This window comes from Carboxylicivirga sp. M1479 (assembly GCF_007097485.1).
Classification (GTDB): domain Bacteria; phylum Bacteroidota; class Bacteroidia; order Bacteroidales; family Marinilabiliaceae; genus Carboxylicivirga.
This window is the reverse complement of sequence record NZ_VKDE01000001.1, coordinates 215195-227629: the sequence shown is the minus strand read 5'-3', so window position 1 is coordinate 227629 and position 12435 is coordinate 215195. Positions and strand designations below refer to the sequence as shown.

At 34.7% G+C, this 12435-nt stretch carries 15 protein-coding genes and 1 tRNA gene; 8 read left to right on the top strand and 8 right to left on the bottom strand.

What is annotated here, in order from left to right:
- The first annotated feature begins 30 nt into the window (after window positions 1–30).
- From FNN09_RS01010 to FNN09_RS00975, 8 genes are all read left to right on the top strand, one after another.
- Window positions 31–114 (top strand) — tRNA-Leu (locus FNN09_RS01010).
- Between the two features lie 307 nt (window positions 115–421).
- Window positions 422–1624 (top strand): site-specific integrase, encoded by a 1203-nt coding sequence (locus FNN09_RS01005; RefSeq protein WP_143299605.1) that lies wholly within the window; start codon window positions 422–424, stop codon window positions 1622–1624.
- A 921-nt stretch (window positions 1625–2545) separates the two neighbouring features.
- The gene (locus FNN09_RS01000) at window positions 2546–2881 is read left to right on the top strand and encodes a MobC family plasmid mobilization relaxosome protein (RefSeq protein ID WP_221932393.1); all 336 of its coding nucleotides are present in this window, start codon (window positions 2546–2548) and stop codon (window positions 2879–2881) included.
- A gap of 1 nt (window position 2882) precedes the next feature.
- The gene (locus FNN09_RS00995) at window positions 2883–3404 is read left to right on the top strand and encodes a relaxase/mobilization nuclease domain-containing protein (RefSeq protein ID WP_143299603.1); all 522 of its coding nucleotides are present in this window, start codon (window positions 2883–2885) and stop codon (window positions 3402–3404) included.
- A 395-nt stretch (window positions 3405–3799) separates the two neighbouring features.
- A complete protein-coding gene (locus tag FNN09_RS00990) occupies window positions 3800–4351 on the top strand; it encodes a hypothetical protein (RefSeq protein WP_143299602.1) in 552 nt (183 codons plus the stop codon).
- 99 nt (window positions 4352–4450) lie between these two features.
- Window positions 4451–4666, top strand: coding sequence for a type II toxin-antitoxin system Y4mF family antitoxin (locus FNN09_RS00985; RefSeq protein WP_143299601.1), 216 nt, complete (start codon window positions 4451–4453; stop codon window positions 4664–4666).
- Window positions 4666–4998, top strand: coding sequence for a HipA N-terminal domain-containing protein (locus FNN09_RS00980; protein ID WP_143299600.1), 333 nt, complete (start codon window positions 4666–4668; stop codon window positions 4996–4998). Before FNN09_RS00985 ends, FNN09_RS00980 begins: the two co-directional genes overlap by 1 nt.
- Complete coding sequence (locus tag FNN09_RS00975) at window positions 4991–5926, top strand: HipA domain-containing protein (RefSeq protein ID WP_143299599.1); 936 nt, start codon at window positions 4991–4993, stop codon at window positions 5924–5926. Before FNN09_RS00980 ends, FNN09_RS00975 begins: the two co-directional genes overlap by 8 nt.
- A 227-nt stretch (window positions 5927–6153) precedes the next feature.
- Here the strand turns inward: FNN09_RS00975 and FNN09_RS00970 are convergent, their stop codons facing one another.
- The 8 genes from FNN09_RS00970 to FNN09_RS00935 all read right to left on the bottom strand — a co-directional run bounded on the left by FNN09_RS00970 (window position 6154) and on the right by FNN09_RS00935 (window position 12434).
- The gene (locus FNN09_RS00970) at window positions 6154–7269 is read right to left on the bottom strand and encodes a serine hydrolase (RefSeq protein WP_143299598.1); all 1116 of its coding nucleotides are present in this window, start codon (window positions 7267–7269) and stop codon (window positions 6154–6156) included.
- A 382-nt stretch (window positions 7270–7651) separates the two neighbouring features.
- Window positions 7652–8116 (bottom strand): nuclear transport factor 2 family protein, encoded by a 465-nt coding sequence (locus FNN09_RS00965; protein ID WP_143299597.1) that lies wholly within the window; start codon window positions 8114–8116, stop codon window positions 7652–7654.
- 219 nt (window positions 8117–8335) lie between these two features.
- Window positions 8336–8866, bottom strand: a complete 531-nt coding sequence (locus FNN09_RS00960) for a nuclear transport factor 2 family protein (protein WP_185968806.1) — start codon at window positions 8864–8866, stop codon at window positions 8336–8338.
- A 177-nt stretch (window positions 8867–9043) separates the two neighbouring features.
- Window positions 9044–9802 carry a nuclear transport factor 2 family protein gene (locus FNN09_RS00955; RefSeq protein ID WP_143299595.1) on the bottom strand — a complete coding sequence of 253 codons (759 nt, stop codon included), beginning with the start codon at window positions 9800–9802 and terminating at the stop codon, window positions 9044–9046.
- A 24-nt stretch (window positions 9803–9826) separates the two neighbouring features.
- A complete protein-coding gene (locus FNN09_RS00950; protein ID WP_143299594.1) occupies window positions 9827–10123 on the bottom strand; it encodes a hypothetical protein in 297 nt (98 codons plus the stop codon).
- On the bottom strand, window positions 10124–10582 hold the full coding sequence (locus FNN09_RS00945) for a hypothetical protein (protein WP_143299593.1): 459 nt from the start codon (window positions 10580–10582) through the stop codon (window positions 10124–10126).
- A gap of 52 nt (window positions 10583–10634) precedes the next feature.
- Complete coding sequence (locus tag FNN09_RS00940) at window positions 10635–11126, bottom strand: DUF4440 domain-containing protein (RefSeq protein ID WP_143299592.1); 492 nt, start codon at window positions 11124–11126, stop codon at window positions 10635–10637.
- 474 nt (window positions 11127–11600) lie between these two features.
- Entirely contained in the window at window positions 11601–12434 is an 834-nt protein-coding gene (locus FNN09_RS00935; protein WP_143299591.1) for a hypothetical protein, read from the bottom strand.
- Window position 12435: the final 1 nt, after the last annotated feature.

Genomic DNA, 12435 nt, shown 5'->3' with positions numbered 1-12435 from the left:
TGCAACCGCAAAAAAGCTCAATAGAGTGTTGCCCAGATGGCGGAATTGGTAGACGCGCTGGTCTCAAACACCAGTGATAGCAATATCGTGCCGGTTCGATCCCGGCTCTGGGTACAGAAAGAGAAATCAAATGATTTCAAAAAAGCGCTTAAAATATTGATTTTAAGCGCTTTTGTTCTTTTTGCTAATCAAATTACCTCAAAAAACACCAGATTAGCCGAGAACAAATCGAGAACAATGCGTCATTTTTTTCTAGTTTTTTCCATTTTGTTCTCGGTAAATGCTGTAACTAATTCATTTTGACCTGTTTTGATTTATCTTGCTGTTGTAAGAGTTCAGTTTATTTCTCAACTTTAACAATGAAATAATTGTCCGACATGCAACATGCACAATTACTAATCATGTTAAAGGAGGTTTTGAGATGCGGTTAACAATTAATTTTTTACTGAAGAATTCGAGAAAGAACAGTGCTAATTCTCCTATTTATGCACGGCTGACAATTAACGAAGTGCGTACTGAGTTATCAACAAAAATTCATGTGGGTCCAGGTTTATGGGATAAGAAAACACAGCGTTGCATTGGCAAAACGATGATAGCTAAGAGTATCAATCAGCAGTTGCAGCAGATTGAAATAAGACTTCGTGATATTTTTAGCCATTTTATTTTTCTTGATGTGTATTTTGATGTCAATGATATCAAGCAAGAGTTTCTTGGGGTTAAGAAGAAGCCTAAAGGTTTGTTGGAAGTTTTTGACTATTATCTTGAAACTATAGAAAAAGGTATTGGAAAAGGCTATGCTTATAGAACCCTAAAACACTACCGAGTTACTTACAAAAAAGTACAGTTATATATTGAATCATTAAAGCGGAATGATTATCCGGTTCAAAAAGTGAACTATGAGTTTTTGAATGGCTTTGATACTTTCTTAAAAGACAATTATCCAATCAGTCAAAATACAGTTTGGAATTACCATAAACATGTGCGTCGTGTATTAAATCTGGCGGTATCTTTGGAGCATATTACAATAAACCCCTACAATCGATTTAAGGTTAAATTAGAACCCACCCATCGTGAATTTATCACTTTGAAAGAGTTAGCGAAAATAGAGAAAAAGAAGTTAAAAGTTGTTCGCTTGGAAGCTATTCGTGATGCATTTGTATTTGCATGTTATACAGGATTATCATATGCTGATATTTCACAGTTAAGCGAGCAGCATTTGCATCTTGATGATAATAATAAAGAATGGATAATAATCAACCGGTCTAAAAACAATAATCGTTGCATGATACCACTCTTTTCAAACGCCAAGGCAATAATTGAGAAGTATAAGGAATTTCCTGAATCCATGTTGAAAGGTCGGTTGTTACCAATCTTGTCCAATCAACGAATGAATGCATACCTAAAAGAGTTGGCTGATATATGTGGTATTGAAAAGGAATTAACAATGCACGTTGCACGTCATACTTTTGCAACCACAGTTACACTTTCAAATGGCGTACCCATTGAAACAGTATCAAAAATATTGGGTCATACTTCATTAAAAACAACACAAATTTATGCGAAAGTCATTGCTAATAAAATAGCGAGTGATATGGATGTATTGCAAGAGAAGCTAAATTTATAATTTGGGGATGTTCGTTGCTTTTGCCAATAGTCAGAGCTCCCTCCCAAAAGAAAAAAAACATAGCGGGAGCAATGTTCTGCTTCTCTCGTTTAATCATTTCTGCCGTATAGTGTATCGCTCCTCCGTAAGAATTGGAAATAGAACTATCGCTCAATGCAAGGGCGACATATCTGGATGTCGTTTATATACCCTTGCAAGAGAAGAAAGGACTATTAAATTTTGAAGGAGGAGAGAGGAATGGGCGGTAGAAATTTGAAGTTATTCACTTCAATTTTTTTGAAAAAATAATTGTCATTTTTCTTCGTGCGGTTTGCGAAAAATGACGTCCAAATTCGGAAAATAGCACCATTTGATTCGATTTGATGGATTTTGCTTATTGTTTAGTAATAAATGAGTTGGTAATTTAATAAGACAGAATAACACCCAAAAATTACCAACATGAAAATCAAAGAAATTTTTAAGAGCCATGCTTTTTTATACATGCTTCAGCAAAGGTGTGAACGCTCATGGTTTGATGCAAAAGTGTTCGGCATAAACGCGCCAGAATCATTCCAACACATTTTCTTTCCCACTGCACATGCCCAACAGCAAAAAGCTTGTTATTATTGCGTCCCGCAAAATACAAGCCCATTGCTTTGTCCGCTCAAAATCTGTTTGAACTGATTCTTCTTTCCATCGCACAAGGCTTTTTATTCCGCTTCCTTTTGCCAAACCATGACCATTAAAAATGGGTGGCTTACGCATGTAAAAAAGCCCCAATGTATGTATTGGAATAGAGAAAAAGTCAAATGATATGAGTTTCGAAATATCTAAAGAGATATTAATGTCTGTCTCTTAAGCGAAGCTATTAGCAAGTTTATGTTTTGGTGCGACCAAAACCCAGAAAAAGCATCCCGATGGTCTAAAAAAGCAAAGCTAAAAATGACAAATAAAGGTGGACGGCCTCGATTAAGTGCTTCTCAGAAGAAGAAGTATAAAGTGGATGTAAAAATGTCTACTGAGGATTATTATACCCTTAAGTCAAAGGCCATGAAAGCCGGCATGACCAAGAGCGAATATATTCGCCAATGCATTAATAATAGTTCAGTGCGCGAACGTCTCAGTCCAGAACATCAAAAACAGATTCGCCAATTATGTGGCATGGCCAATAACCTGAATCAAATTGCCAGAAAAGCCAATGCTCAAGGTTATAGTAATGCAAGAAGTAAATACTTGCATTTGGCCAAGCAAATAGACCAACTTTTAAACCAACTCTAATATGATTGCGAAAATTGTGAAAGGCAAATGTTTTCGAGGAGTCGTCAACTATGTTCTGGATGAAAAGAAGGGAACAGAGTTGCTAAGCTCAGATGGTTTGCGCTTGAAAGATACCGAATCCATTATTCAGAGTTTCCAAAGTCAGGTTGAACTCAATCAACGCATCACTAAGCCCGTCTATCATATTTCACTGGACTTTTCGGCCAATGATAAAGCCAAACTCACCAATGAGTTAATGGTAGAAATCGGCAAATCCTATATGGAGAAAATGAATATTGATGAAACCCAATACCTGATTGCCAGGCATTACGATAAAGAACATCCGCACATTCATCTGGTGATAAACCGTGTGGATTTTAATGGCAATACCATCACAGATAAAAACGACCGGATTAGAAGTGAACGCATCTGCAAGGAATTAACCCGGCAACATCAACTCTATTGGGCTAAAGGAAAAGAACAGGTTAAAACACACCGATTAAAAGGAGCTGATAAGACCAAATATGAAATCTATGAAGCCTAAAAACATGCCATCCCAGAATGCAAGGATTGGCAGGAGCTAGAAAATCAATTAAGTGAAAAAGGAATCTCCATCAACTACAAATACAAAGGTAAAACGAATGAAATTCAAGGCGTCACCTTCCGAAAGGATGAGTTAAGCTTTAATGGTTCCAAAGTTGACAGGCAACTTAGTTATTCCAAAATCAATTACCAGCTCTATTGTAACGCGCAAAAAGTAGCACAATCAAGCTATGAAAAACTGGACTATAAAACCTTTAATGCTTTGAAAGTAGGAGCAGAATTACTCCATCCGGATTATGTGCACAGCATGCATGAACAACAACAAAATAGAAAGCAACAGAATAAATTCAAACACAAGAAACGCCGCTTTGGCCCCAAATTATAAACTAAACAGATATGACAAAAAGTGAAATGACTACAGCCATGTTTGAAGAAATCAAAGAGATGATGGCTTCACTGAATAAGAAGTTAGATACAATCACCTCTGGTTATGAAAAATCAGGGTTGGTATTTCAAAAAGAAGCAGAAGAGCAGAAGATAAGCATTACAAGGGCAGAACATCAGGTTTGTCTCTTAAGAGACTCAATCGAAGATACTATGTCTTTCGTAAAAGATGAATCCAGTCAGTTTATAATGGAAACTAATAAGAAGGTGAGTGCATGGGAATCATCTATAGATGAAGTGAAACAAAGCCTTAGAAAGCGTAGGGTTCTAAAAATTAAAATCTTTGTATTCCAGGTGCTGTTTGCAATAGCAGCTTCCTTCTGTACCTATCTGATTTATGAGAATAAAGGATTAAAAGAAAATGGTCTAAAGTACAATTACTTAAAAGCTATAAATGTCGAAACGCCTGAAGTTTCAGCTAGGTTGGATACAGTTTTTAATATTCAGCGAAACGAAGAGGAGATTGAAAAGATAAAAAGAATAGTAAATGATTTCAACAACTAATTATATGCATTAAAATATAAATTTATAATAAAGTCGATTAATTATATTATTTTGCATATAATATTGCTATATTTCAGTTTTTATATCTCAAAGCATATAATGAAGACATTAGCTGAATTTGTAAAACAACGTCGAAAAGAGGTGAATTTGACGCAAGAGGAATTTGCTGAACGGGCAGGAGTGGCCTTGACGGTCGTTCGAAAAATAGAACAGGGCAAAACTAATATGAACCTTGATAGAGTTAATCAAGTATTGGCCATGTTTGGTCATGAACTGGCTCCCGTTAATTCCAGGGAACTTCAAACTAATAAATGATGAGACAAGCTAAAATATATTACCAGGATATCTATGCCGGTTTATTAGTTGAGACTGACGATGGAGATTACTTATTCACTTACGATGAGCAATATGTGGAACAGCGCCCTCAGCAGTTTTTAACCTTTACTATGCCAGTTATCAAGCAGACCTATAAATCTAGCCGGTTATTCCCATTTTTTGAAGGTCTGATTCCTGAGGGTTGGTTGTTGGAGATTGCTTCAAAAAGCTGGAAAATAAATCAGAATGACCGCATGGGACTTTTATTAGCCTGCTGTCAGAATTGCATTGGTGCAGTGAGTGTTGAACCGATACCTGAAAAAGATGAATAAGTGTATATATTGTTATCAAGCAATAAATGGAGAAGGCGACTTTCATGAGGCATGTAGTCAGAAATTCTTTGGATCAAATGTCCCACCTGAGTTACTTTATTCAATCGACCAAATGTCAGAATTGGCTAAAGACGTAGTGGAGCGAAGCGTTGCTGTTCCAGGTGTACAACCTAAATTATCTATGAGTTTGGTTGAAGAGGCAGGAAAGAAGACTGATAAGCGTTTAACAGTTGTTGGCGCTTTAGGTGGAAACTACATCTTTAAGCCACCATCAGCAGACTATCCCGAAATGCCAACCAATGAACACCTGACCATGCGAATGGCGGAAGCATTCGGAATAAATGTGGTGCCATCAAGTTTGATTCGTTTACAATCGGGTGAGTTATCCTACATTACCAAACGCGTTGACAGAACAGAGAAAGGAGAAAAAATACACATGCTGGATATGTTCCAAATCACCGAAGCCTTTGACAAGTATAAAAGCTCAATGGAAAAAGTGGGAAAAGCACTTGGTGCCTATTCTGCCAATCCTCTTTTGGATAAACTATTCTTGTTTGAGCTAACATTGTTTAGTTTCCTGACAGGTAATAACGATATGCACCTGAAGAATTTTTCAATGATACTCGCTAATGATAGTTGGAAGCTGGCGCCCGCTTATGATTTGCTTAATGTGTCCATCGTTTTACCGGAAGATACAGAGGAACTGGCTCTTACACTTGGAGGAAAAAAGAAGAAACTGACCAAAACCTATTTTGATGCATATGGACAGAGTCTTGGTTTGAATAAAAAGCAAGTAGAGGGCGTTTATAAGCGCTTTATAAAAAATAAATCTTTGGCATTGAAGTGGATTGAAGAATCGTTTTTGAGTGAGGAAATGAAAGTGAAATATAAGTTGGTTTTGGAGGAGAGGTATATACTTTTAGTTTGATTTGAAGGGTAGTCTTATAAAACCTGGGTTTGCTGAGACTATTTCATTTTTGCCCCAAATTGGTCTAAAGCCGCGATGAGATTCTTTAGAATATCGGTTCGGCCAAATGAACTGGCTCGTGTGAAGTATGGCATATCTGCTTTCTTGTTTTTGCGTCAGCTCGTGCGTCAGATTAACTTCCGAACTCCTTCATAGCTAGGGCTACTTTATGATGGTTTGTTTGCCGTTTATATTTTAGATTTTAAAATACTTATTATTCTTTTAATTACATCATGATTTAGTTCTCTTTTAGTTGATTCTAAAGGACAAAGCGCAATTGAAGTATTTAATTCAGGAATATAAAAATTAAAGGTCCCCCAGGCTCCTCCATGTCCATAGCCTTTCATTCCTCCAATGTAAAATTCTTCAATGCCCAGATAATAATTATTCCCAGTACTATCAGGAGTTTCAATTTTAGTAAAAATAAGATTAAAAACAGCAGGATTCTTTACGACTTTCATATTATATAAACTCGATGTGAATTTTGCAAGATCATCCATTGTACAGGCTATACCACCACCTCCATATAAATCCATAGAAGGATCAATATCATAAGAATCCATGTTCATCGGTTTGTAATATTGATGTGCTAATGATTTGCAATTTACTGGCACTTTCTCAAGGGTTATCTGCCAAGTCTTATCAAGTCCTAATTTCTTATACTTTAGCAACTCACGCATTGCTGTATAAAATGGTAGATTACTTATCTTTTCAATAATCTCTGTCAGCAATAAGTAATTTGCATCTGAATAATTGTAGCATAAACCCGGTTTACAAAGAGGATCGTACTCTCTAATTGTCCGCTCAAGTTGCTCATCTCTAGTCCATCTGTATTTAGGATTTTCAGAAACAAATTGATAATACGCATCATCATGATAATAAGCAATCCCGCTTTTGTGAGATAATAAGTGTACCACCTTAATCGAATCCAATAAATACCCATCTAACTCAAACAATTTTCTTGTTTTTGGAGAAATCAGTTTTTTTATCGGTTGTTGAAGTTTTATCAAATCTTTTTCCACTAACCTTAAGATTGTTGCAGAAATATATGTTTTAATATTACTGGCAATTAATACTGGTTGATATGGATCAAGCTTTTGTAAACTATCTATACTTGAATACCCAATGGCTCCAGTCCAGGAAATATTTCGGTCCGGTGATTCAATTGCTAAAATATAACCGATTGCATCAGGATTCTTTTGATAGATGGAGTCTATTGTTCTCTGAAAATTTTGTTCTAATGTTTGACCATATGATGTCAAAGTCAATAAAAGAACTGTTGTAACAATCGATATTGTTTTCATCTTTTTCCCTTATAGAAACAAGTTAATGCTTTTTAGCAAAAACCTCATTATAATCATGTACTTTGATCCCATTTAAATTTGCAGATTAGCTGATGTAATACTTTTGGAATTTACCGAGTGGTATACAACTCGTCAATAAGATGACAATGCTTGTTATTTGTCTTTTCCTAATTATTATTTAACTGGGTTTGCTGAGACTTTTGATAACCTCACCTTATGGTGACATAAGGTGAGGTTATAATATCAATCTTTTCAAACGATCAGAGCCAAAGATATATTTTGCTATACATTTTTAGAAGAATCATTTGGCGCTGGTAACCATACCAAACTTGAGGATTGTTCTAAATATACCATATGTACTATTATGGGTTTTTTGTGGTCATTATTTAATTGTATCCGAATCTATAGAGATATTATCTGAAAAGTAAAATTTGATTTTCAATTTTTCTCCATCCTTCACTAAATATGCACTTTCAAGCCATTTATACTTTTGTTGGATTTTGAAAGAATCAATTTGCAGCAAAAAAATTCCTGTATTAAATAAACTGACATGAGCTGAATTCATGTCTGTTGAAATTCTAAAATCACTCAACACCCAATCACTTTTAATCATTGGAAATCCTGATACTAATTCTAAAAATTCATCTTTATTCATCTTTTTCCCTACTTCATAAAGCATAAAATCCTGAGTTATATAGCTATCTATTAAGTCAGGATTAGAATTATCCGCATCTAAAGCCGCAAAGAATCCTTCGACAGTTTTAATCACATCTGATTCAGAGATGCCCTCAGGATGAGGGGAGCAACTCATAAAAATTACAAATAATATAACCATTAAATTTTTCATGATTAAATATTTAAGAAGTACATTATAATTTATTGAATTATTGCTGGTTATTCTAATTTACAATCAACTAAAAACCTTGAATATTAATAAATAAATTCTGTGAATTGGTCATGTAGACCTCCCTGAAAATCAGCTCGGAGGCTTGGTGTATCTAGATTGAAACCAAATCAAATGAACACAATTAACTTATACATTTTTGCAGCCATTTATAAATAGGAACTATTGAAGCGGTAATTCTGTTACCGGGGCATCCCATACGATTTTCCAGGTCTCATCAAATTTCTCCCATACAGCAATGTAATTCCCAGAATCTATTTGAGCAGGAATAGGAGATTGTTCATTAGGTGTAAAAGAGAATTGATACTTTCCTCTCTCAACTGCCATTTGTCCAGATAATTTAACTTCTTCAGTTGAGATTACAAAATCCCATTTTCCCCAAGACATTTGTAATTTGCTGTTTTTAATTAATTCGTCCAGATTCTTAGTAGGTGACTGATGAGAAATGTATTGTTTTACATTTTTGTCAAATACTAGTCCCAGAGAATCGGCGTGTCCATTCAAATAAAATTTTTCAAATCTTTTATTCTGTTTCTTTATTTCTGAAGTCACGTTTTGTAGTTCTTTTTTTTGAACCCCATCTTCAACAAATTCATTATTCTTATCAGCATTTAAACAACTGATGGTTGAGAACATTAACCCAAATATTAATGGATAAATTAAATTTTTGTAAACAACATTTTTCCTTTTCATAATAATTAAAGTTTCTAATAAAAACATTGACAATTATAAACTCTAACATCTATAAGTATTGATCCGAATGTTAGAGTTTATTGGGACTTTTAATAATTTACTTACATCTATTCAATTCTGGTTTTATGATTATTAACAAACTTCTCTTCTGTTTTTTATACACAGCGAGATGATTTTTTATTCTTTATTGTGGGCTTTTACATATATCTGGTCTTTAAAATAACCATTGAGAGATTCAGGCAATGCCTTGTGAACGTTTGTGTAACTTTCATGTTCGTGAATGACATCATAAGTTTCCTGGTTTTTCCAGTTGCCTTTCATCACATAGTTATAGTGTTCATTGCTACCTGGAACTACAGGCATAATTTTGTAGCCACAATCCATATATCCAATTGAAGCAATTGCTTCATTAAATTTGCCAACCACTTCTTCAAGTCCGCTTAAAGGAAGTTCCTCGGATATTTTCATCAGGTGAATGCTTGAATAGGCTTTGTCATCCGGATCAGCTAAGTGTGTACTGTGACAATAGTGCAATAACCACTTGTTGTTTACCCGCTTTAAAATATAGTTTTCATAGGTCTGAAATGCTATCTTAACCGCACCTTTTGTAAAGGATGCGTCAAATTCTACGATCGAATGCGCTATATCTCCAACAATCTCAGTTTTAACAAAATTAAGATCAATATCAATAGCCATTCCTTCCATAGATTTCAAAGTATTAATGTACCCATCTATGGTACCAAAGTCGAAACCTTCTTCAAAAGCACTGAATTCATCAGTACAAAACCCTGGCAATTCATCGTAGTTAAAATCAACAACGGCCGTGTAAAATCCTTTGATCGATAATTCAGCATTTTTAATATCCTGCTGAGGATCAATTGTAGAGCACGCCATAATATGCGCGGCAATACCTAAAAGAATAATAAGTTTTTTCATGATCATTTTATTTAAAGAAGTGAGTTATCTGATTTTTAAACTATAGCCATGCGAAGTTTTTTGTTTGGCATCATTAATCACTGCCCAAACAATGGTGTCCTCTTTCATGTTACCTACCCAGCACAATTCAGGGTTTATGGTGGTATTCAGGTTGTAAAGACGCTTGTTGGTAAATGTGTCTTTATTCTGAATGTAAGTGCCGCCATGGCCCATATTATTACCTATACTGTCGTTTGCCATATACACATAATATCCCTGAAGCATTATACCTTGTCCGGTAAGAGGAGGCGTATAATTAAATGTTCCTTCAAATTCGTTCATTTATTTAATTAACTGGTCATCTGCTACAACTTTTTGAAGTGACCTTACCTTATGGAGGATGTTTCCATCAGCATCTAAAATGGCAGCTAATAAGGTTTTACCTGACAGGCTGAGTACTTTCCATTGAAAAGAACGTCCGACATCTTCTGCCTTTGGTGCGAATAGAATCGTATTTGTAATTATTTCACCCGAAGTTTTATAGATTCCTGAGTGGCAATACATGCTATCGTCAGATTCGCCATATATGTAAATGTATCGGCCTTTTAACATGATGGCAATTCCTTGATTCGGGGCGATATATTCAAATACACCTTCGATTTCAGCAATCTGGTGGTCCTGTTGAGGACTGCTTGTTTGGTTCTTTTCAGCTTTATTTGAACCAGGGTTGCAGGCTGCCAGGCATATGCTTGTTAAACAGATGAGGAATAGAAATCTCCCTGCTGACAATTGTTCTTTCATAAGGCTTAATTATTTGTTTAAGAAATAACTTTACTTTCAGAATATACGTGGATTAGTCAGAAAGCTCAGCGCTTTTTTCTTTCCGAGTATCATCATTGCTATTGAAAATATTACGATACACAAGCCACCTGCCATCTGGCTGTTTTTTATAAATGGCAATCATTTTATTGTTGAAATCTATTGATTCACCTCCAATCCGAGTTGATGAACCAACCCAATTTGCCATTACATATCCATAATCACCAAAAACATTGATTTCACTGATTGATTCAGTAACACTAAAAGTAAATGCGTTAAACGATTCACTGTAGATTGACTTTAGCGCCTCAATACCTTTAATAGAATGGGCGGCCGGGGGCATTACAGAGGCATTGGCATCCAGGAATCCGATAAAGGCCTGGTAGTCTCCTTCATTCCAGGCATTGACAATTTGTTCTGAGACTTCTGTTATCGCTTTGACATCATCTTCTGTATTAATTTTGTCAGGTGCACAGGCAATGCCCAAAAAAATCAAGCTAATTACTACTATTGAATTTGTTTTCATGACAAGTTGATTTATATGAAACTAAAGAATGTGCAATAAATCCTCAGCCTGATAAGCTTCTTTAATCAAAGCTTAAAGCCGGTCAATAGTGGTTAAAATGTCAGGTTATTTTAAAAAAAGTAGTAAAAAGGAGTTGTGCTTGTTTTTCCAATATAGTATATATTTACAAGCAAAGCAACCTGATTGTCACTAGCATACAAATGTTCTAAAATAATTTCAGTGTTTTTTTAATTCAAATATCTACTACAGATAAGCTTTGTTTGTAAACTCCCGAAGATGAGCACTATAACATGATTAGCTATTATTTATGAGAGGTGAAGCCATAACTGTCAATTTAAGGCGCTAAAAACTATTTTAAACACCAAGTAAAGTTGAATATGACGTTGTAGAAAATGTAATACTTTGTTCACAACTTACCATTATTCAATAAATGCTTATCATCTAGACCTGTGGTTGGTGAGACGATCCTTATTACTATTTTGATAATTTGAATAATTCATTTACAATAATAGAAAATTGACTTAAGCCTCGTCTTTCAATTTTTTCTATTAACTTTTCTAATATTTCTACCTTGCCTAATTCGAACGAAGTAAATATTCGTTTTAAATAATCCGGATACTTACCATCTTGAACATTTAAATCTTTACTATAAATGAATAATGCCACATCATGATGTTCTTTATTATTTAGAATTTCGATCCATAGCTCTTCTAAATTATATTTAGGAATCAATCGAAACTTAAATATATATTTATCTATCTTATTACAGTCAATATAGGAAATAGAGACAGTATACGCATCATTATCAAAAATATTATGAGTTGCGTTCATTTTTCCGATCACATACTTAATTAACTGTCTTTTAGATGAGTTGAATATCTTTTTCTGAGGGTATAATGTATGAACTATTCTTGAATCTTTGTATAATATCAAATTATAAAGCTCACCTCCAAAATATCCCTTATATTCATCAAATAAGCCTTTTACTATTTTTTCATTGTTGAGATATACTTCATCAACTATTTTTTCATAGTCCAATAAACTACAGGATTTTAGGTCGAAGAGGCTAGGATTGGTGACTTTCCCTTTTGTTAATTTATAATTGCCATTAGAGTGTCTGTGTCGTTCGTTAATGTGAGTTAGTCCTGTATCATTATTTCCATTAATGAATATTAATCCCTTTGGTGTGACACTATTAATTGACTTATAATCTTCTGGGATTATTACTAAATTTTTAAGCCTATACCAAGGGTTCTGGGCCTCCTTTTCAATAACTATGATTTCTTCTCTACTAAGGAGCTTTTCCATA

Bases quoted from the DNA above. Each gene is read 5' to 3' on its own strand.
- FNN09_RS01005 (WP_143299605.1), top strand. From the start codon at position 422: ATGCGGTTAACAATTAATTTTTTACTGAAGAATTCGAGAAAGAACAGT.
- FNN09_RS00970 (WP_143299598.1), bottom strand. From the start codon at position 7,269: ATGAAAACAATATCGATTGTTACAACAGTTCTTTTATTGACTTTGACA.
- FNN09_RS00990 (WP_143299602.1), top strand. From the start codon at position 3,800: ATGACAAAAAGTGAAATGACTACAGCCATGTTTGAAGAAATCAAAGAG.
- FNN09_RS00965 (WP_143299597.1), bottom strand. From the start codon at position 8,116: ATGAAAAATTTAATGGTTATATTATTTGTAATTTTTATGAGTTGCTCC.
- FNN09_RS00935 (WP_143299591.1), bottom strand. From the start codon at position 12,434: ATGGAAAAGCTCCTTAGTAGAGAAGAAATCATAGTTATTGAAAAGGAG.
- FNN09_RS00985 (WP_143299601.1), top strand. From the start codon at position 4,451: ATGAAGACATTAGCTGAATTTGTAAAACAACGTCGAAAAGAGGTGAAT.
- FNN09_RS00960 (WP_185968806.1), bottom strand. From the start codon at position 8,866: ATGAAAAGGAAAAATGTTGTTTACAAAAATTTAATTTATCCATTAATA.
- FNN09_RS00940 (WP_143299592.1), bottom strand. From the start codon at position 11,126: ATGAAAACAAATTCAATAGTAGTAATTAGCTTGATTTTTTTGGGCATT.
- FNN09_RS00980 (WP_143299600.1), top strand. From the start codon at position 4,666: ATGAGACAAGCTAAAATATATTACCAGGATATCTATGCCGGTTTATTA.
- FNN09_RS00955 (WP_143299595.1), bottom strand. From the start codon at position 9,802: ATGAAAAAACTTATTATTCTTTTAGGTATTGCCGCGCATATTATGGCG.
- FNN09_RS00995 (WP_143299603.1), top strand. From the start codon at position 2,883: ATGATTGCGAAAATTGTGAAAGGCAAATGTTTTCGAGGAGTCGTCAAC.
- FNN09_RS01000 (WP_221932393.1), top strand. From the start codon at position 2,546: ATGACAAATAAAGGTGGACGGCCTCGATTAAGTGCTTCTCAGAAGAAG.
- FNN09_RS00975 (WP_143299599.1), top strand. From the start codon at position 4,991: ATGAATAAGTGTATATATTGTTATCAAGCAATAAATGGAGAAGGCGAC.
- FNN09_RS00950 (WP_143299594.1), bottom strand. From the start codon at position 10,123: ATGAACGAATTTGAAGGAACATTTAATTATACGCCTCCTCTTACCGGA.
- FNN09_RS00945 (WP_143299593.1), bottom strand. From the start codon at position 10,582: ATGAAAGAACAATTGTCAGCAGGGAGATTTCTATTCCTCATCTGTTTA.